Origin of the sequence: Streptomyces sp. NPDC060031 (assembly GCF_042736805.1) — a bacterium.
Lineage (GTDB): Bacteria > Actinomycetota > Actinomycetes > Streptomycetales > Streptomycetaceae > Streptomyces.
The window spans coordinates 1-23,854 of record NZ_JBHWVM010000102.1 but is presented as its reverse complement, the minus strand read 5'-3'; the positions used below and the strand labels follow the sequence as shown (position 1 = coordinate 23,854).

Sequence of the window (23,854 nt, the reverse complement as noted above, 5' to 3'; positions counted from 1 at the left end):
CCGCCGCGCCGCTGCCCTCGGGCGCCACGGCCGGGGCGCGGCAGCTGCTGGGACGCGACGAGGAGCGCGAGCGGCTCGTACGGCTGCTCGCGCGCGGCCGCTCCGTACGACTGACCGGACCCGCCGGGTCCGGACGCACGACGCTGCTCGACGCCGTCGCCGCCGCGTGCGCGGACGTGGCGCCCGACGGGGTCGTACGGCTCTCCGCGTACGGGTACCAGCAGCCCGGCGAGCTGCTCCACGCGCTGTACGCGGCCGTCTACGAGGCGCCCGGCGAGCGGCCCGACCGCGACGAACTCCTCGCGCGGGTAGGGGAGATAGGCGCCGTCGTCCTGCTGGACGACCTCGACATGGGCGGGCCCGCGCTCGACGAACTGCTGCGGGCCACGCCGGAGTGCGCGTACCTGCTGGCCACGACCCCCGACACCCGGGCCCCCTCCGACGACTCGCACCTGGAGGAGGTCTTCCTCGGCGGACTCGCGCAGGCCGACTGCGTGGACCTGCTGGAGGCGGGCGTCGGTCGGGCCCTGACGGACGAGGAGACCGCCTGGGCGGGGGACCTGCGGTTCGCCTCCGAGGGGCTGGCGCTGCGCTTCGTACAGGCCGCCGCGCTGCTGCGGCAGCGGGACGAGCTCAACCGCAGGACCGAAGAGGACGAGGACGAGGAACCCGGGGTCTTCGAGGAGCGGCCGCGTGACGCCGCCCTCGTACCGCTGCCGACGCTGGCCGAGGGCGCGGCCCCGGCGGAACTGCTGGCCTCGCGGGTCAGCGAATCGGCGCGGGCGGCGCTGCGGATCGCCTGCGCGCTGGGCGGGGAGCTGCCGCACCACGCGCACCTGCCGGCGCTGGTCGGGGACACGCACGCCGACACCGCGGTGGGGGAGCTGCTCGACTGCGGGCTGCTGACGCCCGTCGGTGCGCGGTACCGGCTGGCCGCGGGGGTCGCGCGGCAGCTGGACGAGGTCGGGTACGGGGACACGGCCGCGGAGGAGGCCCGTACGGCGGCCCGGCACTACGCCTGGTGGACCGGGCACACCTCGGTGACCCCGGAGCGGGTCGCGGCGGAGGCGGACGCGGTGCTCGCGGCGCTGGCCGGCGCGGATGTGGTGGCGGCGGTGCTGTTGGCGCGCACGGCGGCCCCGGCGTTCGCGGCTTCGCTGCACTGGGAGGCGTGGGAGCGGGTGCTGCGCTCGGGCGCCGAGGCCGCGCGCAAGGCGGGGGAAGTCGCGGAGCAGGCGTACTTCCACCACGAGCTGGGCGTACTCGCGCTGTGCGAGGGGCGGCTGGACCGGGCGCGGGCGGAGCTGGAGGCTTCGATCGGGCTGAAGGGCGCGCTGGCCGACAAGCGCGGGACCGTGGCGGGGCGGCGGGCGCTGGCGCTCGTCACGGACCGCGAGGCGGCGGGGGTGGAGGTGTCGCCGCCGCTGCGGCTGGAGGCGCCGGTGGTGGTGAAGCCGGCGGCTGTTTCCGCCCCTGCTTCCGCCCCTGTCTCCGCTCCGGCTTCCGCTCCGGCTGCCGAGGCGGTGACGACGGTGGTGCCGGTCGTGCCCGTGGTGCCCGTGGTGTCCTCTGCGCAGCCGGCTGCCGTGTCGGCGACGCTGGCGGAGGTGTTCGAGGACGCCTTCCCGCTGACGCCGGAGCCGGTGCGGGTGGAGCGGACGCCGGCGGTGGCGCCGGAGCGCGAGCCGGCCGGGCGGCGCAAGGCGGTGGTGCTCGCGGCGGCGGGCGCGGTGACGGTGCTGGTGCTCGGCACGGTGGTCGCGCTGGCCGTGACCTCGTCGGACTCCTCCGCGCCGCCGGCGCAGGGGCCGGGGGTCTCTACGTCCCCGACGCCGGCGACGGTGCCGGGGACCGGCGGGAGCGCTCCTGCGCCGGAGCCGGGCGTGTCCGCGGCGGAGTCGGGGGCCCCGCAGGAGCCGGTGCTCGTCCCGTCCGGGACCCCGTCGTCGCGTACGACCCCGTCGCGCAAGCCGTCCGCGAAGCCGTCGAGGCCCAACCCGGTCTCCACCCCGCCGGCCCCGGACCCGGATCCGGACCCGACGTCGAGCACCTCGCCGCCGACCTCGCCGCTGCCGAGCCCCCCGGCTTCGCCGACGGCGACGCCTGTCAGCCCGACCAGCTCCTGACCCACCTGTCTGCGGCGCCGCCGATGTCGGCGGGGCTGGATTTTGGCTGATGCCGGCTCTTGGCGGGGCTGGATTGCCCGGAGGGCGAATTCAGCCCCGCCGGCGATTGAGGCGCGGGGTCTGGAGCGAAGCCCGCGCAGCGGTGCCAGGGGCCCGGCCGGTCAGAAGAGGCGGAGCTTGTCGTCCTCGATGCCGCGGAGGGCGTTGTAGTCCAGGACGACGCAGTCCATGCCGCGGTCCGTCGCCAGGACGCGCGCCTGCGGCTTGATCTCCTGCGCCGCGAAGACGCCCCGCACCGGCGCCAGGTGCGGGTCCCGGTTGAGCAGCTCCAGGTAGCGCGTGAGCTGCTCGACGCCGTCGATCTCCCCGCGCCGCTTGATCTCGATCGCGACCGTCGCGCCCGACGCGTCCCGGCACAGGATGTCCACCGGGCCGATCGCCGTCATGTACTCGCGGCGGATCAGGGTGTAGCCCTCGCCCAGGGTGTCGATCCGGTCGGCCAGGAGCTCCTGGAGGTGGGCCTCCACGCCGTCCTTGATCAGGCCCGGGTCGATGCCCAGCTCGTGGGAGGAGTCGTGCAGGACTTCCTCCATGGTGATGATGAGCTTCTCGCCCGCCTTGTTGACGACCGTCCAGACGCCGGCCTCGTCACCGCTCCCCTCCTTGAGGGTGCACGGCGGCGACATCCAGTTGAGCGGTTTGTACGCCCGGTCGTCCGCGTGGATCGAGACACTGCCGTCGGCCTTCACAAGGATCAGACGGGGTGCCGAGGGCAGATGGGCGGTGAGCCGGCCCGCGTAGTCGACGGAGCAGCGGGCAATGACGAGACGCATGGTCGGCAACGCTACTCGACCGATGGCCCCGCACGCGATTCGCCCCCGAAAGCCCCGTTCGCCGATGGCGCGTTGTATGCGCATTCTCCTGGTGCGGTACCCACCGGGCGCCTACCGTGGATAGCTGGAGGTTGCCGAACGTGCACACTGCGTCGCGGCCTTCTTCCCTGCCCGTAAGGCTCCGGCAACCCAATCTGCCGGGGTCGCGAGAGGAGAACCCATGTCGCTCGACGTCTCACCGGCCCTACTCGAACAGGCCGAGCGAGGCGAGGTCGACGAAGCCGCTTTCGTCGACTGCGTCCGGACCTCCCTGCCCTACGCATGGGAGATGATCAGCTCGCTGGTGGCCCAGCTGAAGGTGGACGGCGGACAGTTCGCCGACAACCAGACGCCGCCGCCCGACGAGCAGGCGCGTGGACAGCTGCTGCGCGCTCTCGCGAGTGACGCGATACGTGGTGCGCTGCAGCGGCACTTCGGAGTGCGCCTGGCGTTCCAGAACTGTCACCGTGTGGCGGTGTTCCCGCTGGATTCCTCGGTGGACGACCGGTTGGCCAAGTTCACTTCGATCCGCGGTCAGCTGCTCAACCAGTCGCCGCAACTGCGGGACTGCTAGGTCGATCCGGCACGATCGCAGGACCGTACGACCGAATGACCGCGCGACCGCAAGACCGTACTTCGCTGCCGCTCCGTATCGCGGGAGGTGCCACAGATACCGGAGCGGCAGCCTTGGTCACACGTCCCCGCCCAGCCGGGGCAGGACCTCGGCGCCGATGCGCCGGAGGTTCTCCTCCGTCGCGGCGAGGTCGCCGGACCCCTCCGTCAGCAGGGCGAACCGCGTGATGCCCGTGCGCTCCGAGGTGGCCGCGAGCCGGTCCGCCGCCAGCCCGGGCGTGCCCACCGGGTGCAGATCGCACAGCAGCTCCGTGTACGCGACGGGGTCGCGCCTCGCGCGCTCGCGGCCGTCGACCGTCACATGCGCGTCCAGGCCCTGCTTGAGCCAGCCCGGCATCGACTTCAGCAGGGCTTCCCGCGCGTCCGCCGTGCGGTCCGCCAGCTGGCACACCCCGGCCGACACATGGCCCGCCGTCCGTACGAACTCCCGCGCGTGACCCTCAGCCAGTGCCGTACGCCGCCACAGCGCGACCATCTCCGCCTTCTCCTCGTCCCCGCAGTGCATGCCCAGCAGCATCGGCAGCCCCCGCTCCGCGGCCAGCCGTACCGACGCCGGGGAGGTGCACGCGACGATCACTTCCGGCCCTGTTCCGTCCCCGTCCAGCGCCTCCGCCGGACGGGGTACGACGGCCACCTCGCGGAAGCCGTGCCGCTCGCCGGCCGCCGCCACCCGGGGCTCGGTCAGCCAGCGCCGCAGCAGGTCGAGGTCCTCCGGAAATCCGCTCTCGTACGCCTCTAGCCCGCTCCCGAACACCTCCAGGTCCACCCACGGGCCGCCGCGGCCCACCCCCAGGGTGAACCGGCCGCCCGAGGCGACGTGCAGCAACGCGGCCTGCTCCCCGAGGGCGACCGGGTGCGTGCTCGGCAGCACGCTCACCGCCGTGCCCACCCGCAGCCGCCGGGACCGTCCGAGCAGCAGGGCCGCCAGGGTCACCGCCGAGGGGCAGACCCCGTACGGGACGAAGTGGTGCTCGGCGAGCCAGACCGAGTCGAGCCCGGCCTCCTCGGCCACCTCGGCGGTCCGCACCGCCCGGTGCAGCGGTTCCCCCTGCCCCTGGCCCGGGAACTGGGCCGCCAGCACAAACGCTCCAACGCGCATCGCCTTGCCTCCTCGCAGCTGACGCGGCCTCCCCCAGGTGGACCGGTTTATGACAACAACGTCTGATGGCAACAACGTCTGACACGTGCCAAGGGCACGGCCTGACAGGAAAGTTATTGGGATTGTCAGGCCAGCCGCCCGGGTCCGGCCGACCTCTCCCAGCCACCCTGCGGGTACCCTCCCTCGCTGCGCGTAGTCTGGGAGAAAGTCACTGCCGTCCGCCCATCCGTGAGGTATACGTGTCACCGCGCCACAACCGCCCCAGGGGCGGCGGGAATCCAGCCGACCGGTCGGCCCAGGGCTCGGGCTCCGGGCCGGGACCGGCTTCGGGAGGCCTGGACCGGTTCGGGCTGGAGCGCACCGAGGAGTACCTCGGCGAGGAGTGGAAGGTGCGGCACGTGGCGGGCGCGAGCGCGGCGGGCAAGCGCTACCGCTGCCCGGGCTGCGACCAGGAGATCCCCTCCGGCACCCCGCACCTGGTGGCCTGGCCGGAGTACGGCGGCGTGGACGACCGGCGGCACTGGCACAAGGCCTGCTGGAACGCGAAGGACCGCCGCACCTCCAAGGTGCAGCGGTCCCGCAACGCGCCGAAGTACTGAGCGCGGGCCCTACAGGTCCCGGCGCCCGGTCATCACGTACGATCCGGCGACCGCCGCCCCCGTGACGAGCAGGATCACGGCCATGTGGGTCGCGTTGCCGGGCAGGCCCGCCAGGGGCGCCGGGTTGGCGCCCGCGTTGGGCATGCCGAAGACCTGCATCAGGGCCACCGGGGCGTTGTACCCCAGCAGCACCCGCCCGGCCCCCGCGGAGGCCTCCCAGACGGTGAGTATCCCGCCGATCAGCGGCGGCAGGGTGACCACGCCGAGCATCACCGCGATGGCCCCGGCGGAGTGCCGCACCATGGCCCCGACGGCCACCGCGAGGACGCCGAGCAGCGTGACGTAGAAGCTGCCGGCCAGCGCGTACAGCCAGGCGACGCCCGGGTGCGGTCCGGCGGCGGCGTCACCGTGCACGAGCATCGTGGCCAGCCCGACCAGGTAGACGGACCCGGCGGTGGCGAGGAAGGTCGTGATGCCGAAGACGAGGTACTTCGCGGTCAGCACGCGGTAACGGTCGGGGGCGGCGGTGTAGGTGGTGCGGATCAGGCCGGTGCCGTACTCCGAGCTCATCATCAGGACGCCGAGGGTCATCACCGAGAGCTGCCCGACCAGCAGGCCGAAGAGGGCCGGCGTGGTGAACGGCATCGCCACGTAGTTGTCGGACCGTGTCTGCGTGATGAAGAGGACCCCCACGCCGACCACGACGACGACCAGCGAGGCGAGGGTCCCCACCGTGGAGCGCACCGACTTCAGCTTGGTCCACTCCGAGGCCATGGCGTGCCCCAGGTGCGGCCGCGTGTCCGGCAGCGGCGAGCTGTAGCCGGTCGTCTTGGGGGCGGCCGTCATCGGGGGTCCTCGGGGTTGTTCTTGGCGGCTCCGGCGAGCTCGCCCGGATCGTTGGGCATCAGGAACGGCGCGCCGCCCGGTCCGGGGGGCGCGGGGGCGAAGAAGCCCGTCTGCGGGACCGCCGGGGCCGGGGCCTCGGCCTCCCACTCGGGGACGGACATCGGCTCCGGCTCCCACAGCTCGGCGCGCGGGTCCTCGGTGGAGGTGAACTCGACGGAGGACTGGGTCATCCGCATGTACGCCTCCTCCAGCGAGGCGCGGTGCGGTGACAGCTCCCACAGCCGTACGCCCGCCTCGTGGGCGAGGTCCGAGATGCGGGGCAGCTCCAGCCCGGTCACCCGCAGGGAGCCGTCGGGCTCCCTGAGCACGCGGCCGCCCGCCCTGGTGAGGACCACGCCCAGCGTGTCCCAGCCATTCGGGTCGGTGTCGGCCGCGCGGACCCGCGCGAATCCGGCCGAGTTGTGCGTGATGAATTCCTGGGTGCCCATGTCGGCCAGCAGCCGGCCCCGGCCGATCACGATCAGGTGGTCGGCGGTCAGCGCCATCTCGCTCATCAGGTGCGAGGAGACGAAGACGGTGCGGCCCTCGGCGGCCAGCTGTCGCATGAGGTTGCGGACCCAGAGGATGCCCTCGGGGTCGAGGCCGTTGATCGGCTCGTCGAAGAGCAGCACCTGCGGGTCGCCGAGCAGCGCGGCCGCGATCCCGAGCCGCTGGCCCATGCCCAGCGAGAAGCCCTTCGCACGCTGCCTGGCGACGTCCTGGAGGCCGACGACGCCCAGGACCTCGTCCACCCGCTTCTCGGGGATCCCGGAGAGCTGGGCGACGGAGAGCAGGTGGGTCCGGGCCCGGCGGCCGCCGTGCACGGACTTGGCGTCGAGCAGCGCACCGACGTGCCGCTGGGCGTTCGGCAGCTCCCGGAACGGGGTGCCGTTGATCGTGACCTGGCCGGAAGTGGGCCGGTCGAGGCCGACGATCATGCGCATGGTGGTGGACTTCCCGGAGCCGTTGGGCCCCAGGAAACCCGTCACGTGACCCGGCTTGACCTGGAAGGACAGCTGGTCGACGGCGGTCTTGGCGCCGAAGCGCTTGGTCAGGCCGACTGCCTCGATCATGATGCTGCCCCTCAGCGGACCGGGACGACTTTCGCCCTGTAAGGGTTAAGAGGATATCCAGTCGCCTACGGTTCCGTCCCAGCCCTTATCCCTGACCTACCCCTGAGCCCGACCCGGGGATGACCCGTAGTACTTCAGGCGTCCCTCTTCTTGAGGACGAGGTAACCGCCGAGTACCGCGGCGGCCACCCACAGGAGCATGATCCCGAGACCGCCCCAGGGTCCGTAGGGCGTCTCGGCGCTCCCCATGGCCTCCGGCACGATCTGCATGATCTTGGATCCCGCCTTGTCGGGCAGGTACTGGCCGTACTTACGGGTCGCCTCGAAACCGCTGAGGAGGTTCGAGACGATCAGGAAGAACGGGATCAGAATGCTGATCGAGGCGACCGAGCTGCGCAGCATGGCGGCCACGCCCATGGAGAACAGGGCGAGGAGCGCCATGTACAGGCCGGCTCCGATCACCGCGCGCAGGACGTTCTCCCCGTCGATGCCGATGCCGCGGTCCCCCAGGATCGCCTGGCCGAGGAAGAACGACACGAAGCTGGTCAGCAGTCCGACCAGCAGGGCCAGGGCCGTCGCCACGACGAGCTTGCCCAGCAGGAAGCCCGCGCGTGCGGGTACGGCGGCCAGTGAGGTGCGGATCATCCCCGAGCTGTACTCGGTACTGACGACCAGCACCCCGAAGACGATCATCGCCAGCTGGCCGAACTGCATCCCGCTGAAGCTCAGCAGGGTGGGGTCGAACGTGGCCCGTTCGATGTCGCTCATGCTGTCGAAGCTCGCGTTGACCAGGGCGCAGAAAGCGGCGCTGAACCCCACGGTGGCGATGAAGGCGATGGCGAGGGTCCAGCTGGTGGAGGCGACCGTACGGATCTTGGTCCACTCGGACTGGAGGACGGCGGGGAAGGAGGACACGGTCACTCGCCGCCCTTGCGCGTCGCCTCGAAGCCGGCGCCCCACGCGGGTACGTCGGTCGGCCGGGCCGGATTGTCGGGGGCGCCCGGGGCGCCCGGGGCGTGGGCGTGGTACTCGACGGAGTCCGCCGTCATGCGCATGAACGCTTCCTCCAGTGAAGCCCGCTGCGGGCTGAGTTCGTGCAGCACGATCTGGTGCTGGGCGGCGAGCTCGCCGAGCCGCTCCGCCGGCACGCCGTCGATCTCCAGCGTGCCGGTGGCGGGGACGCTGATGGCGTCGATCCCCGCTCCGGCCAGGACGTCCTTGAGCCGTTCCTGCTGCGGGGAGCGCAGCCGGACGTAACTGCGGGAGTTCTGCTGGATGAAATCGGCCATCGACAGGTCTGCCAGCAGTTTTCCCTGCCCGATGACGACCAAATGGTCTGCGGTCAGCGCCATTTCACTCATCAAGTGGGAGGAAACGAAGATCGTCCTTCCCTCCGTCGCCAGGCCCTTCATAAGATTCCTGATCCAGAGAATTCCTTCGGGGTCCAGACCATTGACGGGTTCGTCGAACATCAGGATTTCCGGATCCCCCAGCAGGGCGGAGGCGATTCCCAGCCGCTGCCCCATGCCGAGCGAAAATCCTTTCGACTTCTTCTTCGCCACGGCCGTCAGGCCGACCAGGTCCAGTACCTCGGAGACCCGGCGCTGCGGGATCCGGTTCGACTGGGCCAGGCAGAGAAGGTTGTTGTAGGCGCTGCGACCGCCGTTCATGGCTTTGGCGTCCAGCAGCGCCCCGATGTACTTCAGCGGTTCCGGCAGGTCCCGGTAGTGCTTCCCGTCGATCCGGACCGTCCCGCTGGTCGGGTTGTCGAGGTCGAGCATCATGCGCATGGTCGTGGACTTTCCCGCCCCGTTGGGGCCGAGGAAGCCGGTCACCACCCCCGGTCTGACCTGGAAGCTGAGGTTGTCCACGGCGGTCTTCGTGCCGAATCGTTTGGTGAGGCCCTCAAGCTCGATCATGCCGCTCACGCTAGAACGCCGAAGGGCCCGACGCCACCTCGAAGAGGTGACTCCGGGCCCTCGGTCGCGCGTACGGGCGGCTAGCGGCTCTGCTGCGCCGGGACGCCGCGGGTGACCGGCTCGTCGTCGACGATCGGGCTGGCCGCGGCGACGGCCGCACCGGTCAGCGTCGCCAGCATCTCGCGGACGTTGGTCAGCTGCGCGTTGATGGAGTCGCGGCGGTTGGTGAGCGCCGCCAGCTCGCGCTCGGACTCGCTGCGGATCCGGTCGGCCTTGGCGTTGGCGTCGGCCACGATGTCCTCGGCCTGGCGCTGCGCGGTCTCCACGGTCTGGCGGGCCCGGCGCTCGGCGTCCGTACGGAGCTTCTCGGCCTCCAGGCGCAGCTGCTCCGCGCGGTGCTCGATCTCCGCGAGGCGCTTCTCGGCCTTGGCCTGACGCGCAGCCAGGTCGCGCTCGGACTGGTCGCGGCGCTTGGCCAGGTTGGTCTCGAAGTCCGCGGCGGCCTGGGCGGCCTTGGCGCGGGTCTCCTCGAACAGCGCGTCGGCCTCCTCGCGCTTGGAGGCCGCGTCCTTCTGGGCCTCGGCGCGCAGGGAGGAGGCGTCGCCCTTGGCCTTCTCGACGATGCGGACGCCCTCGTCCTCGGCCGTCGACTTGCGGTCGGCGGCGAACGACTCGGCGTCGTTGCGGACCTGCTGGGCAGCCGACTCGGCGAGCTCACGGTGCTGCTCGGCCGCGCGACGGGCCTCCTCGCGCAGGTCCTTCGCCTCCTCCTCGGCCAGCCGCAGGATCTTCTCGACCCGGGCGCCGAGACCGGCGTACGACGGCTCGGCGTCGCTCACCTGGGCCTGGGCGTTCTGCGTCTCGAGGTGCAACTCCTCGATCCGCTTTTCCAGAGAGTTGATGCGTCCGAGGGCGCTGTCACGGTCGGAGACCAGCTTGGTAATGCGGTCGTCCACCTGACCGCGGTCGTAACCGCGCCGCACGAGCTCGAAGCCGAAGGGGGAGGAAGGGTCGCTCATGGGGTTCCTGTCGAATGAGACCGATGAGGTACTGCGTGAGGTGTTAAGGGGAATCCTAGGCGCCCGAGCGGCGTGTCATCGAGTCAATCCACGTTTGAACTGGACAATGACACCCCTTTTGAGTGGCAAGACGACAGAATGCTTGTCACTCGTTCGCCTGAACCTCCATCAGGAGCACACATTCGTGTGCGCCGACTACCCCTCTGACGTCTTGCCACCCGATCGAGTGGAACCGGCTGCCGCGCCGGCCTTCACGCCCCCCGCGCCCTGGCCGCCGACCGTGGGCTTCGCGCCCCCCGAAGGCGCCTCGAATGACTCCAACGCCTCAAGTACGTCCTGGACACGGGAGATCTCCGCCTGAATGTCCTCGCGCCTGCGCACCAGGACCTCCAGCTCGCGGCGGCCCTCCTCCACGAGCCGCTCGGCCTCCGCCTTGGCCTGCGCGAGCGCACCCTCGGCCTCCCTGACCAGTTCGGCCTTCTTCTGCTCGGCCTCCTTGAGCAGCGCCTCCGCCTTGCGCACCGCGGCGATGCGGACCTTGCCCGCCTCGCTGCTCGCGTCCGACACCAGCTCCTTGGCCTTCGCCTCGGCCTCGACGCTCTGCTCGGTCGCCGCCCGCACCAGCTTGTCCACGCGCTCGCCGGCCGACTTCATCTGCTCGGCCGACTCCCGGCGGGCCCGCTCGTGCAGCTCCTCGACCTCCGACTCGACCCGGCCGCGCAGCTCTTCCGCCCGCTCCCTTATGGCGGAGGCGTCCGTGCGCGCGCCGACCAGCAGCTCGTCCGCGTCCGTACGGGCCTTCTCCACCATGGAGTTGCCCTCGACGGTCGCCTCCGAGGTGATGCGCGCGGCCTCCTTGCGCGCCGCGTCCACCATCGCGTCGGCCTGCTCCTCGGCCGCCGTGGTGGCGGCCAGGGCCTGCTTCTGCGCGTCCGACGTCAGCTTCTCGGCCTCCGAGGAGGCTTCGGTGATGAGCCGGTCCACCTGCTCCGCGGCCTCGCTGCGGCGCTTGTTGGCCTCCTCGCGGGCCTCGTCCAGCAGCCGCTCCGACTCCTTGCGGGCCTCGGCGCGGGTGCGCTCGGCCTCGTTCGCGGCCTCCGCCTTGACCCGCTCGGCCTCGGACCGGGTACGGGTCGCGTGCTCCTGCGCCGAGGACAGCTCCTGCGCCGCCTCCGTACGCAGCCGCTCGGCCTCCGCCGCGGCCTCGCCGACCGTGCGCTCGTTGTCCTTGCGGGTCTGCGCGGTGAGCTTCGCGGCCTCGGCCGAAGCCTCCGAGACGAGCCGGTCCGCCTGCTCGGCCGCCTCCGTGCGCAGCCGGTTGCCCTCAGCGCGCGCCTCGTCCAGCGTCTGCTCGGACTCCCGCTCCGCGCTCGCCAGGGTCTCGGCCGCCGCGACCGTGACGCGCTCCGCCTCCGCGGTGGCCTCGCCGATGATCCGGCCGCCGTCCGCGCGGGCGTCCTCGAGGAGCCGCTCGGCCACGGCCCTCAGGGCCTCGGCGCGCTCGTTCGCCTCGCCTACCGTACGGTCGTTGGCCGCCCGGGTCTCGACCGTCATCCGCTCGGTCTCGGCGGTGGCCTCGCCGATCAGACGGGCGCCCTGGGTCCGGGCGTCCTCCAGGATCTCGGCCGCCTGCGCGATGAGCCGGTCCGCCTCGGCCGCGGCGTCGCCGACGGTCGCCGCGTTGGCCGCGCGGGTCTCCTCGGTGAGCCGCTCCGCCTCCGAGAGCGCCTCCGACGTGAGCCGGTCGGCCTGTTCGGCCGCCTCGGTGCGCATGCGGTTCGCGTCGGCGCGGGCCTCGTCCAGCGTGCCCGCCGCCTCGGCGCGCGTCGCGTCCGCGGCCGCCTCGGCCTCGGAGGTGAGCCGCTCCGCCTCCGCCGTGGCCTCGCCGATCGTCGCCGCGTTGGCCGCGCGGGTCTCCTCGGTGAGCCGCTCGGCCTGCGCCGTGGCCTCCGCGACGATCCGGCCGCCCTCGGCGCGGGAAGCCTCCAGGGCCTCCGCCGCCTCGCCGCGGATGCGGTTGGCGTCGTCCCGGGCGTCCGCCCGGGTACGGGACGCGTCCCGCTCGGACGAGGCCAGCGCGTCCGTGGCCTCGGTGCGCACCCGCTGCGCGTACTCCGCGGTGTCGGTGCGCAGCTGCTCGGCCTCGGCGATCGCGTCGCCGACCGTCCGCTCCGCCAGCGCCTTCGCCGCGTCCGTCTCGGCCCGCGCCTCGCTGCGGATCCGGTTGGCGTCCTCGCTGGCCCGCTCCCGCTCCGCGTGGGCGTCGGCGCGGACCCGCTCGGCCTCTTCCCCGGCCTCGCTCCGCGTACGCTCCGCCGCGTGTTCGGCGGCGCTGCGCAGTCCGGCGACCTCCTCCTCGGCCTGCTCGTGCAGACCGGCCACGGAGTCCCGTACCTGCTGGGCGGTGGCCTCGGCCGCCGCGACCAGCTCCGACGCGCGCCGCTCCGCCTCCTCGGTCAGGCGGGCCGCCTCGGCCTGCGCCTCCTCCGAGCGCTTGCGGGCCTGCGCCAGCAGTTCCTCGCTCTGCTCGCGGGCCTGGGCCCGCTCGTTGTCCGCGTCCGTCCGCGCCGAAGCCAGGGTCTCCTCGGACTCCCGGCGGCGGCGGGCGGCCTCCTCCGCCGCGGCGGCCAGCGCCTCGGCGGCCTCCTCGGCGACCCGCTCCGCGGCGGCCTTCGCCTCCGCGCGCAGCCGGTCCGCGGTCTCCTTGGCCTCCGAGTGCACCCGCTCGGCCTCGGCCTCGGACTCCTCGCGCAGCCGTACGGCGGTCTGCTCGGCCTCCGTGCGCACCCGGCCGGCGTCGTCCGCCGCGTCCACGCGCAGCTGCTCGGCCTCCGCCTCCGACTGCGCCTGGAGGGTGCGGATCCGCTCCGCCGACTCGGCGCGCAGCCGGTCGTTCTCCTCGGTCGTCTCCCTGCGGATGTTCTCCGCCGCCGCGCGGGCGTCGCGGAGCGTCTGCTCGGCCGTGGTCAGCCGGGTCTCCGCCTCCGTGTGCAGGCGTACGAGCTCCTCGTCGGCCTCCGCACGCCTCGCGGCCACCGCCTGCTCGGTCTCCTCGCGGCGCAGCGCCGCGGCGGCGCCCGCCTCGGCCCGGACGGTCTCGGCCTGCTCCTCGGCCTCGGCGCGCAGCCGCTCCGCCTCGGCGCGGGTCCGCTCCAGGGTCTCCTCGGCCTGCTTGCGCAGGGCCGTGGCCCGCTCGACGGCCTCGGCGCGCACGCGCTCGCTCTCGGCGTTGGCTCCGCCGCGCAGCTCGTCCGCGTCCGCCTTGGCCTTGCCGAGCAGCTCCTCGGCGGTCCGGGCGGCCTCCTCGATCTGCTGGACCGCCTCGCGGCGGGCCTCGCCGCGGATCCGCTCGCCCTCGGCGACGGCCTCCGCGCGCAGCTGCTCCGCCTCGCCGCGCAGCCGCCGGGCGTCCGCCTGGAGCTCGACGGTGCGGGCCCGGTACTCCTCGGTGTCGTCCTTCGCCGCGCCCTTGAGCTCGTCGGCCGTGGTCGCCGCCTGGAGGCGCAGCCGCTCGGCCTCCGCCTCGGCCTCGCCGCGGATCCGCTCGGCCTCCTCGGACGCCGCCCGGGTGGTGGCCCGGGCGTCTTCCGAGGCCTTGTTCAGTACGTCCTCGGCGGTGCGGGCCGCCTTCGCCAGCTGAGCCGCCATGTCCTCGGCCGCGGCGGTACGGGCCGCCTCACCGGCCTCGGTGCGCACCCGCTCCGCCTGGGCGCGGGCGTCCGCCAGTGCCTGCTCGGCCTCGGCCTTGAGGGCCTCGGCCTCCTTGGTGGCCTCGCCGACCAGCCGGGCCACCTGCTCCTTGGCGGTCCGGGTGCGCTGCTCGTTGACGGACTCCGCGGAGGCGAGCTGCCGGGCGGCGCTCTCCTTGGCCTCCGCCAGCAGCTTCTCGGCGGCCGCGCGTGCCTCCCGCAGCGCTCCGTCGGCCTCCTGGGCGCGCTGCTCGGCCACCCGGCCGAGGTCCATGGTCTGCTGCCGGGTCTGTTCGGCCTCGGCGGTGGTGGACGAGCGCAGCCGCTCCGCGTGCTCGGTGGCCTCCTGGGCCTGCGCGGAGGCGGCGGTCAGCAGCCGCTCGGCCTCCTTGCGGGCGCGCAGCAGGGTGGCCTCGGTCTCGGCGCGGGCGGCCTCGGTGTCGGCGGCCATCCGGCGCCGGGTCTCCTCGGCGATCCGGGCGGCCTCGGCGCGGGCGGCGTTCAGCGACTGCTCGGCCTCGGCGCGGGACTCCTCCATGAGCCGGCGGGCCTGGGACTCCGTACGGGCCCGCAGCTGTTCGGCCCACGCGACGTTCTCGTTGACGTGCGCCTCGACGGTCTGGCGGCGCTCGCCCAGCTCCTGGTCCAGACGCTGGCGGCGGTTGACGGCCTCGGCGTGCAGCTCGGCCTGCAGGCGCGCCTGGTGCTCGGCGTGCTCCTGGAGGATCCGCTGGGTCTGTGCCCGGACGTCGCGCAGCTCGCGCTCGGCGTCGGAGCGCATCTGGTCGGCCTGGATCTGGGCATTGCGAAGCAGCTGCTCCGCCTGATAGCCCATGTCCGCGCTGTCGTAAGCGGGCCGGGACGCCAGATTGCGGCGTACCTCGTGGAGCTTGGCGCGCAGCACCTCGACCTGGTATCCCAGGTCCTCAGCGTGCTGGACGGCCTTCCCACGCTCCTTCTTCAGCCGCTCCATCTCGGCTTCGAAGCGCGAGAGATGGTCGACCTCGGCCTGATGGCTCTCCTGGCTTTCGTAGCCCCGCACAGCGCGGTCCCATCCGTCCCCTGGTCGCAAGCTCACTCCCATTGAGCATCGCTCGCCCGCTGAACGACGCCCCCGGGGAATGGTGTCAGATGGCGGGGCAGGGATCACAGGCCCCGACCCCGTCTCCGCACCGAACCCCGGCCGAGCCATGGCCACTCTACCGGCCGGGGAATCGGGACATCAGTGCTGCGGGTTGGAGGTGACGAGTTCGGTGAGGACTCCGCCGCAGTCCTTGGGGTGCAGGAAGGTGATCTGGGACCCCATGGAGCCGGTGCGGGGCTGGTCGTAGAGGACGCGGACGCCCTTGCCGCGGATGGCCTCCGAGTCGCCGAGGACGTCCTCGGTCCCGAAGGCGATGTGGTGGACGCCCTCGCCGTTCTTGGCCAGCCACTTGGCCACCGTGGAGTCCTCGCGGGTGGGCTCCAGGAGCTGGAGGTAGGAGGCCCCGCCGTCGGAGGTCCCGTTGATCTTGAGCATGGCCTCGCGCACGCCCTGCTCCTCGTTGACCTCGGAGTGGAACACCTCGAAGCCGTAGGTGGCACGGTAGAACTCGACAGTCTTGTCCAGGTCGAAGCAGGCGATCCCGATGTGGTCGATTCTTGTCAGCATGGGACCAGTGCACCGCCGAAGGGGGTGGTCACGCAACGTGCCAGCGATCACACCGACAGCCCGGTGACGCCGCGGGTACTGCTCAGTACATTCATGTAAACCCTCGTTCACTCCTCATCCTCAAGGGGCTGTGCCTCATGTCCGGATCGAACAACACCACTTCAGTGATCGTCGCCGGGGCCCGCACGCCCATGGGCCGGCTGCTCGGCTCGCTGAAGTCCTTCTCTGGTGCCGACCTCGGCGGCTTCGCCATCAAGTCCGCGCTGGACCGGGCCGGGATCTCCGGCGACCAGGTGCAGTACGTGATCATGGGCCAGGTGCTCCAGGCCGGCGCGGGCCAGATCCCCGCCCGCCAGGCCGCGGTCAAGGCCGGCATCCCCATGAACGTGCCCGCGCTCACCATCAACAAGGTGTGCCTCTCGGGCCTGGACGCCATCGCGCTGGCCGACCAGCTGATCCGCGCCGGTGAGTTCGACATCGTGGTCGCGGGCGGCCAGGAGTCCATGACCAACGCCCCGCACCTGCTGCCGAAGTCCCGCGAGGGCTACAAGTACGGCGCCATCGAGATGCTCGACGCGATGGCCTACGACGGCCTCACCGACGCCTTCGAGAACATCGCGATGGGCGAGTCCACCGAGAAGCACAACACCCGCCTGGGCATCGAGCGCGCCCCGCAGGACGAGTTCGCCGCCGTCTCGCACCAGCGGGCCGCGGCAGCGCAGAAGAACGGCATCTTCGAGGCCGAGATCACCCCGGTGGAGATCCCGCAGCGCAAGGGCGAGCCGGTGGTCTTCTCGCAGGACGAGGGCATCCGCCCGGAGACCACCGCGGAGTCCCTCGGCAAGCTGCGCCCGGCCTTCGCCAAGGACGGCACCATCACGGCCGGCACCGCCTCCCAGATCAGCGACGGCGCGGCCGCCGTGGTCGTGATGAGCAAGGCCAAGGCCGAGGAGCTGGGCCTGGAGTGGCTCGCCGAGATCGGTGCCCACGGCAATGTGGCCGGCCCCGACAACTCGCTGCAGTCGCAGCCGTCGAACGCCATCCTGCACGCCCTGAAGAAGGACGGTCTGGAGGTCGCCGACCTGGACCTGATCGAGATCAACGAGGCCTTCGCCGCTGTCGCGGTGCAGTCAATGAAGGACCTCGGCGTGACCCCGGAAAAGGTGAACGTCAACGGCGGCGCCATCGCCCTGGGGCACCCGATCGGCATGTCCGGCGCCCGTGTGGTGCTGCACCTGGCGCTCGAACTCAAGCGCCGCGGCGGCGGGGTCGGCGCGGCCGCGCTGTGCGGTGGCGGCGGGCAGGGCGACGCCCTGATCGTCCGCGTGCCCGGGGCCTGAGGCCCCTCTGGGCGGGCCCGGCCCCCGGCCGCGGCCGCAGCAGCACCCGTACCCCGTACGAGAACCGAGGAGCGCAGCACGTATGACGGCGGTGGACGTCCCCCAGCTGGTGGCCCAGGCGCGTGAGGGCAGGCCGAGAGCGGTGGCCCGGCTGATCTCGCTGGTCGAGGGGGCGTCCCCGCAGCTGCGCGAGGTGATGGCGGCGCTGGCCCCGCTCACCGGCAACGCGTACGTGGTGGGGCTGACGGGCTCGCCGGGCGTCGGCAAGTCCACGTCGACCTCGGCGCTGGTCTCCGCGTACCGCAAGGCCGGCAAGCGGGTCGGCGTCCTCGCGGTGGACCCGTCCTCGCCGTTCAGCGGGGGCGCGCTGCTCGGCGACCGGGTGCGGATGTCGGACCACGCCTCCGATCCGGGGGTCTACATCCGCTCCATGGCCACCCGCGGACACCTGGGCGGCCTCGCCTGGGCCGCGCCGCAGGCGATCCGGGTGCTGGACGCGGCGGGCTGCGAGGTGATCCTGGTCGAGACGGTCGGGGTCGGGCAGTCGGAGGTGGAGATCGCCGCGCAGGCGGACACCTCGGTGGTGCTGCTGGCGCCCGGGATGGGCGACGGGATCCAGGCCGCGAAGGCGGGGATCCTGGAGATCGGCGACGTCTACGTGGTCAACAAGGCCGACCGGGACGGCGCGGACGCCACCGCGCGGGAGCTGAACCACATGCTGGGCCTGGGGGAGTCCCGGGGCCCGGGGGACTGGCGGCCGCCGATCGTCAAGACCGTCGCCGCGCGGGCGCAGGGCATCGACGAGCTCGTCGAGGCGCTGGAGAAGCACCGGGCGTGGATGGACGAGCACGGGGTGCTGGCCGAGCGGCGCACGGCGCGGGCCGCGCGCGAGGTCGAGACGATCGCGGTGACGGCCCTGCGCGCCCGGATGGCCGATCTGCACGGCAACGCGCGGCTGGACGCGCTGGCGGCCCGTGTCGCCGCGGGCGAGCTGGACCCGTACGCGGCCGCGGACACGCTTCTGGCGACGCTGACAGAGGCCTGAGGGGCAGAGAGCTGAAGGGGCACGTACGCGGCACGTACGCCCCGCGCCGTGCGCCTGCGCGAGAGCCGCGCCCCGTTCCTTCCGGGGCGCGGCTCCGCTGCGTCTGGGGGGCGGACCGGTCAGGCGTTGGGACGCTTGCCGTGGTTCGCCTTCTTCTTCTTGCGTGCTCGCTTCTTGTTGCCGCGCTTGGCCATGACGCCACTCCCTCGAAGATCGGGGTAAACCGGGCGCTCGCCAGTCTAGGGGCGCCCGATCCGGTCCGCATCAGATCCCGCGGGCCGGTGGGTGTCAGTTGTTGTCGTCGTTGTCGTCCGAGTCCGACCGCGACACCGTCGCCTTCCCCGAGGTGGGGTCGACGTGCACGTTGGTGGTCTTGCCGCCGGACTTGATCTCGACGTGCCAGTAGCGGGCGCCGCTGTCGTCATCGTCGTCCCACTCCACCGACGAGACCTGGCCGGGGTGTGCGGCGAGGGCTGCCTCCATGGCCTGCTTGGCGGTGACCTTCGCGGCGATGAGCGCCTTGTTCCCGCCGCTGTCGTCGCTGTCCTCGTCCGCGTTCTCGGTGAACACCTTGCCGCTGCGGGTGTCGACCGTCAGTTCCGCGTGCTTGCCGTTCTTGCCGATGACGTCGACGTGCCAGACGGCGTCGTCCTTGTCGAGGGACTCCACGACGCCGGGGTACTTCTTCAGCGCGGCGGCGGCTGCCTGCTCGGCGTTCATGTCGGAGCGGGCCGCCGCGGCCGCGGGAGCGGATCCCGCCGCGTCGGCCGTGTTCGCGGCGGCGGCCGCCACCGGGCCCCCGGTCATCAGGGCCACGGCTGCGGCCGTGGAGACGCATGCCTTGTGCGTGCGGTGCATGGCTGACCTCCTCAGGCCGGCCATGCGCTTACGGTTGCTCGGCGGGCGGCCGGCGAGCGAGCGTTCCGACCACCCATTGTCCGGGCTGCCGCCGAGGACGGCACCCCGGATCGGGGGCCGGCCCCCGTCAGCCCTTGCCGCGGTTGTCGCGCAGGTGCTCGGCGACCGGGCCCAGCGAGCCGCGCAGCGCCGCCAGGGCCTCCGGCGGCAGCAGGTCGATGAAGTGCCGGCGCACGGACGCCACGTGGTGCGGGGCGACCTTCCGCATCGTCTCCATGCCCTCGTCCGTGAGCACCGCGTACAGGCCGCGGCGGTCGGACTCGCAGTTCACCCGGCGGACGAAGCCCGCCGTCTCCATGCGCGTGATCTGGTGGGACAGCCGGCTCTTGGACTGCAGGGTCGCGGTGGCGAGATCGCTCATCCGCATCCGGTGGTCGTCCGACTCCGAGAGGTTCACGAGGATCTCGTAGTCGTTGTTGGTGAGTCCGAAGGGCTGGAGATCCTTTTCCAGCTGGTGCATCAGCAGTCTGCTGACGTCCAGGTGGGTGCGCCAGGCGCACTGTTCGGCGTCGGTCAGCCAGCGCGTGGCCGTCTCGGTCTCGATGGTCTCCATGAATGAACTCTACCTAAGAAGTTGAATTGCGTACAAAAATGCGAGTGGGATTCGAGGGCTGCTACAGGCCGAAGCGTCGCTGGAGATCACCCAGCTGCCCCGGCATCCGGGGCACGCCGAGCTGCCCCAGCGGACCCTGGCCCGCGCCCGGAACGCCCTGCGCCTGACCGGTGGCCGCGCCGGCGCCCACCGCGCCGACCGCCTGCTCCGCCATCAGCATCTCCGAGGACTGCAGCAACACCGTTCCCGCCCCCACGAACTCGAACTGGTGTTCCTCTCCCGAGGAGCCACCGAGGCCCGTCAGCGAGCGCAGTCCGCCGATCACGCCCGACATGTAGCCGTGGTCGTAGTGGTGGCAGGGCGAGGGGCAGTCGGCCCACCCCACCAGCGCCTGCGGGTCCACGCGCAGCGGCGGCTCCATGAACACCACCGGTCCGTTGGACGCCGCCACGAACTTGCCGGTTCCGATCAGGGTGAGGAAACCCGGGACGATCGACTGCTTGAGGGCCAGAGAAGGCTGGTAGGCCAGCAGGTTGCCCGACCGGATCGTCAGGTTCCCGTTGTCCAGGTCGTACGAGTTCACGTCGAAGGCCCGGTCGGCGAGCAGCATCTTGCCCTGCCCCTCGGCCACCACCCAGTCGCTCGCGTGCAGCGGCGAGTGGAAGCTGGTGCGCAGCAGCCGGTCGAAGCGGCCGTTGCCGACGCCGTTGAACTCGATGTGCCCGTAGTACGAGATCATCTTGCCCTTCTGCAGGAACCACTGGCTCCCTTTGAGCTCCACGCAGAAGGTGTACGCGTTCACGTTGTCGTCGGAGGGCAGGCTGTACGGGTCGAAGACCGTCGGGCCGCCGGGTCCCCCGGGGCCGCCCGTCACGGGACCAAAGTTCACAGCTTCTCCTCCGAGGCCTGTACGTACACCGCGCCCTGGCCGGACAGCTCCAACTGGAACGCCTCGCCCGAGCCGCGCCCGACCATGTCCCGCCACCCCAGCGCCGTGGAGAGCTTGTTGCGGACGTCCCCGTGGTGGGCGACGTACGCCTGCGGGTCCACGTGGACCGGGCGGTTCGGGGTGATGGGGAGCTCGATGACCCCGCCGTGGGCCATCACGGCGACCGCGCCGTGGCCCTTGAGGGTGGTGGTGAACAGGCCCTGTCCGGTCACCTGGCCGCGCACCATGCCCATGACGCCGCCCTGCGAGCCCATGAACATCGTGCCCTGCTGGAGCGTGCCGTCGAAGGCGAGCAGCCGGTCGGCCTCCACGTACAGGGTCTCGCCGGTGAGGCCGATGACCTGGATGTGGTGGCCGCCGTGGCCGAACATCACGGTGCCGCTGCCCTCGACCGTCATCAGCGGGGTCTGCTCGTTCGCCACGCGGCGCCCGATCATGCCCATGACCCCGCCCTGGCCGCCGGTGATGCTCGGGGTGAAGGAGACGTCGCCGCGGTAGGCGAGCATCGCGCCCCGCTGGCTGTACATCTTCTGCCCCGGGACGACCTGGGCCTCGACCATCTTCGAGTTGATCTCGCGGAACGGCATCAGATGTCGCCCCCGATGGTGTTGCGCTCGCTGGGCTGCACGTACACCAGGCCCTCGCCCTCGAAGCGGATCTGGAAGGACTCGCCCGACCCCTCGCCGATCAGCGTGCGGAAGTTCACGCCGGACTGGAAGGACTGCTGGAGGTTGCCGGTGTGCGCGATGTACGCCCCCGGGTCGACGGAGAGCGGGTACTGGGCGCTCACGCGCAGCACCACCGCCGGGCCGTCGGACATGATCGCCGCCTGGCCCGAGCCCTCGACGGTCGTGGTGAACAGGCCGTTGCCCGTGCTCGCGCCGCGCAGGCCCGTGAAGGTGGTGCCGGTGCGCAGGCCGGCGTCGGTGCACAGCAGGTTGCTCGACTCGACGTGGAGCTTCTCGCCGCGCAGATTGACCAGATTGATCTCACTCGCCCGGTCGGCGAAGAAGCAGGTGCCGTGTCCCTGGACCTCCATCACGGTCATCTGCTCGCCGGTCAGACGCCGGGTCACCATGCCGCGGAGGCCTTCGCCGCCGCCTGTCATCTTCTTGAAGGCCATCTGCCCGTCGTACGCGACCATGGAGCCGTTCTTTGCTTTGACGGCGTCCCCGGTCAGGTCGACGGCGAGCACCTTGCTGCCTTGGAGTCGGAACTGAGCCACGGGATGACGTTATCGGCAGCGGGCGAGCCCGAACAGGGCCTGTTGGCCGATATCCGCCACACTCGGACTCCGGCCGGGGCCCGGGCGGGACCCGCGTCAAGATCTCGTGCACCGGCTGAGACACTGGAACGGACCCCCGGCACCCACCCGAAGGTTCCACGTGGACATCAAGACCGCCTCCGCCCTGCACCGGCTGCGCCTCATCTCCGTCCCGGAGGCGCTTTCGTTCCCGGCTCTGCTGATCTTCGGCTCGCTGCTGAGCCGGGTCTCGGACATCGACTACCTGATGATGCCGCTCGGCATCCTCCACGGGATCCTGTTCCTCCTCTACGCGGTCTTCCTGCTGGACGTCTGGAACAAGGCGAAGTGGCCGGGCAAGAAGCTCGGCCTGTTCTTCCTGCTGGCGCTGCTGCCCTTCGGCGGCCTGTACGGCGACCGGCTGCTCAAGCGCGAGGAGGCGGACAGCGTGCTGGCCGCGCGGGCGCGCGAGGCGGCCCGCGCATGATCGTCGCGTTCTCCGTGACCCCGCTGGGGGTCGGTGAGGAAGTCGGCGAGTACGTCGCCGACGCCGTGCGCGTCGTACGGGAGTCGGGGCTGGCGAACCGCACCGACGCCATGTTCACCACCGTCGAAGGCGAACGAGTATATCTCTGAGTACACCCGCCACACGGAGCCGAGTCCGTAGGCGGGGCTTTTGAGGTCAGAGCTGAATCAGGTTGTCTGACGTGTCGAGCCACGCATGGTCGCCGTTGCTATCAACGGTCAGCCCGAAGCGATCGAAGTCCGGGCTGCCCTGCTCCTCCCACCATCGGTAGGCGGCTTCCGTCTCATCCCACAGCCGACGCGGCCCCGACTGGACAACGAGGTACTCACTCGCCCCGGGCTCGTAGTCGATGGATGCCCACGACTGGGTGTCATCGCTGTAGAACCACACGACATAGCTGCCATCGTCGTCGCGTTCCACAGACCAGAAAGTCCCCGGTACCCGCAGGCTGATCGCGAACTGTTCGACCCATCCGTCGATGTCCGCCGGGGAAAGCGTCGTGGTGCTCTTGACGCCGTTTGCGGGCCACTCCCGGCCCTTGAGGTACGCATCATGCTGCGCCCGGTCAGCGCGCTGCTGCCGTAGGCGCATGAAGGCGCTGGAACGGGTGAAGTGCCCGCTAGCCGTACCGTCCTCACCCACGACAAGCCGGGCGATAGCTTCGCCGCCGTACCCGGTTCCCCACGGGGCCACGATGATTCCGCCGGCCACCGTCTGCTCAACCCACGCGTAGGGGACCTCCCCGATTGAGCACGTGGCAATAACCCGGTCGTACGGGGCGCCTTCGGCGTAGCCGAGCCGTCCGTCTCCCACGATGACCAGAGGAGACAGCCCAGCGTCCCGAAGGTTGCTGATCGCGCCCTTGGCAACCTCAGGGTCGTACTCGATGGAGACGACGTTCTCGGAGCCGAGACGGAAGGACATTAGAGCTGCATTCCACCCCGTCCCGGCGCCGATCTCCATAGCCTTGTGAGGCTTCCGGGCGTCCAGGTCCCCCAGCATCCCAAAGACCATACGGGGCTGAGAGTTGGAGCTGGTGGGAACACGTCCCACGTCGTCGCCCGTGTGCTTGCCGTCGTCCCACTGAGTCGTCAGGGGGATGTCGGAGTACACGGCGGTGAGCCAGCCGTCAGGGTCCGTGTCACGGTCCACCAAGGCGTTCTGCCGGGTACCTGCGGCGATGCCCGGCCAGATGCGTGCGGGTACGAACATGTCCCGGGGGACTGCCTTGAACGTGGGCAGCCAGTCTGATGTCAGCGCGCCCGAAGCAACGAGCGCAGAGGCGAGCCCCGAAGGGCCCACCTCCTCTTTGCGTGCGGTCATCCGTCGCTACTTCTTCGCGGGGCCGGAGCCGTCGGACGAGTTGCCACCACTGCCGGTGTCCGTGCCGCCGCCACCGTGTCCCTTGCCGCTGCTGCCGTCGTCCTGCTGACTGCCGCCCTGACCGCTACCGGTACCGCCACCGTGCTTGGGCATGCTGTGTCTCCTTCGTAAAGTGGTAACGATTGGTTGACTACCCACCCCGTGAGGAATGGGGACTGCCCGCCCCTGCCAGGGGCCATGTGCCACGGGGAATGCGAGTTGGCCAACCCGGCAGGAACGGAATCTAGGGAGGGCTAGGTGTATTGCCCCGGGAGGTTGTGGACGGGTGATCGAGGTCTCGGCTGAGGAGTCTTGAACGGGTGAGGGCCTTCCGGGTTCGGTGTGGATTGCGAC

23 protein-coding genes and 1 pseudogene are annotated in these 23,854 nt (G+C 71.6%); 7 read left to right on the top strand and 17 right to left on the bottom strand.

The window, feature by feature from the left end; translation table 11 throughout:
- On the top strand, positions 1 to 2,126 hold a 2,126-nt coding region (locus tag ACFWB8_RS31760; RefSeq protein WP_385234885.1), incomplete at its 5' end, for an ATP-binding protein.
- A 161-nt stretch (positions 2,127 to 2,287) separates the two neighbouring features.
- Here the strand turns inward: ACFWB8_RS31760 and nucS are convergent.
- Positions 2,288 to 2,959: an endonuclease NucS gene (gene nucS, locus ACFWB8_RS31755; protein WP_385234882.1), complete on the bottom strand. Its 672-nt coding sequence runs from the start codon at positions 2,957 to 2,959 to the stop codon at positions 2,288 to 2,290.
- Between the two features lie 220 nt (positions 2,960 to 3,179).
- Between nucS and ACFWB8_RS31750 the strand changes: the two genes are divergently transcribed.
- Positions 3,180 to 3,572: an SCO5389 family protein gene (locus ACFWB8_RS31750; protein ID WP_385234879.1), complete on the top strand. Its 393-nt coding sequence runs from the start codon at positions 3,180 to 3,182 to the stop codon at positions 3,570 to 3,572.
- 117 nt (positions 3,573 to 3,689) lie between these two features.
- Here the strand turns inward: ACFWB8_RS31750 and ACFWB8_RS31745 are convergent, their stop codons facing one another.
- Positions 3,690 to 4,730: an LLM class flavin-dependent oxidoreductase gene (locus ACFWB8_RS31745; protein WP_385234877.1), complete on the bottom strand. Its 1,041-nt coding sequence runs from the start codon at positions 4,728 to 4,730 to the stop codon at positions 3,690 to 3,692.
- Positions 4,731 to 4,969: 239 nt separating this feature from the next.
- On the opposite strand from ACFWB8_RS31745, the gene ACFWB8_RS31740 reads away from it, so the two are divergent.
- Entirely contained in the window at positions 4,970 to 5,329 is a 360-nt protein-coding gene (locus tag ACFWB8_RS31740; protein ID WP_385234874.1) for an ATP/GTP-binding protein, read from the top strand.
- 9 nt (positions 5,330 to 5,338) lie between these two features.
- Here the strand turns inward: ACFWB8_RS31740 and ACFWB8_RS31735 are convergent, their stop codons facing one another.
- The 7 genes from ACFWB8_RS31735 to mce form a co-directional block, all read right to left on the bottom strand.
- Entirely contained in the window at positions 5,339 to 6,175 is an 837-nt protein-coding gene (locus ACFWB8_RS31735) for an ABC transporter permease (RefSeq protein ID WP_385234871.1), read from the bottom strand.
- Complete coding sequence (locus ACFWB8_RS31730; protein ID WP_385234868.1) at positions 6,172 to 7,287, bottom strand: ABC transporter ATP-binding protein; 1,116 nt, start codon at positions 7,285 to 7,287, stop codon at positions 6,172 to 6,174. Before ACFWB8_RS31730 ends, ACFWB8_RS31735 begins: the two co-directional genes overlap by 4 nt.
- A gap of 134 nt (positions 7,288 to 7,421) precedes the next feature.
- Positions 7,422 to 8,201 carry an ABC transporter permease subunit gene (locus tag ACFWB8_RS31725; protein ID WP_385234891.1) on the bottom strand — a complete coding sequence of 260 codons (780 nt, stop codon included), beginning with the start codon at positions 8,199 to 8,201 and terminating at the stop codon, positions 7,422 to 7,424.
- A 2-nt stretch (positions 8,202 to 8,203) separates the two neighbouring features.
- Entirely contained in the window at positions 8,204 to 9,205 is a 1,002-nt protein-coding gene (locus ACFWB8_RS31720) for an ABC transporter ATP-binding protein (protein ID WP_385234865.1), read from the bottom strand.
- 80 nt (positions 9,206 to 9,285) lie between these two features.
- Positions 9,286 to 10,224, bottom strand: a complete 939-nt coding sequence (locus tag ACFWB8_RS31715; RefSeq protein WP_385234862.1) for a cellulose-binding protein — start codon at positions 10,222 to 10,224, stop codon at positions 9,286 to 9,288.
- A gap of 195 nt (positions 10,225 to 10,419) precedes the next feature.
- A complete protein-coding gene (gene scy / locus ACFWB8_RS31710; RefSeq protein WP_385234859.1) occupies positions 10,420 to 14,955 on the bottom strand; it encodes a polarized growth protein Scy in 4,536 nt (1,511 codons plus the stop codon).
- A 180-nt stretch (positions 14,956 to 15,135) separates the two neighbouring features.
- Positions 15,136 to 15,564: a methylmalonyl-CoA epimerase gene (gene mce / locus ACFWB8_RS31705; protein ID WP_385234856.1), complete on the bottom strand. Its 429-nt coding sequence runs from the start codon at positions 15,562 to 15,564 to the stop codon at positions 15,136 to 15,138.
- A gap of 137 nt (positions 15,565 to 15,701) precedes the next feature.
- Between mce and ACFWB8_RS31700 the strand changes: the two genes are divergently transcribed.
- Both ACFWB8_RS31700 and meaB read left to right on the top strand, forming a co-directional pair.
- On the top strand, positions 15,702 to 16,904 hold the full coding sequence (locus ACFWB8_RS31700; RefSeq protein WP_385234853.1) for an acetyl-CoA C-acetyltransferase: 1,203 nt from the start codon (positions 15,702 to 15,704) through the stop codon (positions 16,902 to 16,904).
- 82 nt (positions 16,905 to 16,986) lie between these two features.
- Entirely contained in the window at positions 16,987 to 17,949 is a 963-nt protein-coding gene (gene meaB, locus ACFWB8_RS31695; protein ID WP_385234850.1) for a methylmalonyl Co-A mutase-associated GTPase MeaB, read from the top strand.
- Between the two features lie 119 nt (positions 17,950 to 18,068).
- On the opposite strand, the gene ACFWB8_RS31690 is transcribed toward meaB, so the two are convergent.
- From ACFWB8_RS31690 to ACFWB8_RS31665, 6 genes are all read right to left on the bottom strand, one after another.
- Positions 18,069 to 18,143: a 50S ribosomal protein bL37 gene (locus ACFWB8_RS31690; RefSeq protein ID WP_099895366.1), complete on the bottom strand. Its 75-nt coding sequence runs from the start codon at positions 18,141 to 18,143 to the stop codon at positions 18,069 to 18,071.
- A 94-nt stretch (positions 18,144 to 18,237) separates the two neighbouring features.
- Entirely contained in the window at positions 18,238 to 18,807 is a 570-nt protein-coding gene (locus ACFWB8_RS31685; protein ID WP_385234847.1) for a PepSY domain-containing protein, read from the bottom strand.
- A 127-nt stretch (positions 18,808 to 18,934) separates the two neighbouring features.
- Positions 18,935 to 19,411, bottom strand: coding sequence for a MarR family winged helix-turn-helix transcriptional regulator (locus ACFWB8_RS31680; RefSeq protein WP_385234888.1), 477 nt, complete (start codon positions 19,409 to 19,411; stop codon positions 18,935 to 18,937).
- Positions 19,412 to 19,481: 70 nt separating this feature from the next.
- Positions 19,482 to 20,309, bottom strand: a complete 828-nt coding sequence (locus ACFWB8_RS31675) for an AIM24 family protein (protein ID WP_385234844.1) — start codon at positions 20,307 to 20,309, stop codon at positions 19,482 to 19,484.
- Positions 20,306 to 20,956 carry an AIM24 family protein gene (locus ACFWB8_RS31670; protein WP_385234841.1) on the bottom strand — a complete coding sequence of 217 codons (651 nt, stop codon included), beginning with the start codon at positions 20,954 to 20,956 and terminating at the stop codon, positions 20,306 to 20,308. Before ACFWB8_RS31670 ends, ACFWB8_RS31675 begins: the two co-directional genes overlap by 4 nt.
- Positions 20,956 to 21,594: an AIM24 family protein gene (locus ACFWB8_RS31665; protein WP_385234838.1), complete on the bottom strand. Its 639-nt coding sequence runs from the start codon at positions 21,592 to 21,594 to the stop codon at positions 20,956 to 20,958. The genes ACFWB8_RS31670 and ACFWB8_RS31665 overlap by 1 nt, the downstream gene beginning before the upstream one ends.
- Before the next feature lie 160 nt (positions 21,595 to 21,754).
- Between ACFWB8_RS31665 and ACFWB8_RS31660 the strand changes: the two genes are divergently transcribed.
- Complete coding sequence (locus tag ACFWB8_RS31660; RefSeq protein ID WP_385234835.1) at positions 21,755 to 22,099, top strand: DUF3817 domain-containing protein; 345 nt, start codon at positions 21,755 to 21,757, stop codon at positions 22,097 to 22,099.
- A pseudogene (locus ACFWB8_RS31655) lies at positions 22,096 to 22,233 on the top strand (MTH1187 family thiamine-binding protein); the annotation flags it as partial. The gene ACFWB8_RS31660 and the pseudogene ACFWB8_RS31655, both read left to right, overlap by 4 nt.
- A gap of 61 nt (positions 22,234 to 22,294) precedes the next feature.
- Here the strand turns inward: ACFWB8_RS31655 and ACFWB8_RS31650 are convergent.
- Together ACFWB8_RS31650 and ACFWB8_RS31645 are read right to left on the bottom strand one after the other, a co-directional pair.
- The gene (locus ACFWB8_RS31650) at positions 22,295 to 23,461 is read right to left on the bottom strand and encodes a protein-L-isoaspartate(D-aspartate) O-methyltransferase (protein WP_385234832.1); all 1,167 of its coding nucleotides are present in this window, start codon (positions 23,459 to 23,461) and stop codon (positions 22,295 to 22,297) included.
- A 6-nt stretch (positions 23,462 to 23,467) separates the two neighbouring features.
- Positions 23,468 to 23,614 carry a hypothetical protein gene (locus ACFWB8_RS31645; RefSeq protein ID WP_330299914.1) on the bottom strand — a complete coding sequence of 49 codons (147 nt, stop codon included), beginning with the start codon at positions 23,612 to 23,614 and terminating at the stop codon, positions 23,468 to 23,470.
- Positions 23,615 to 23,854 lie beyond the last annotated feature (240 nt).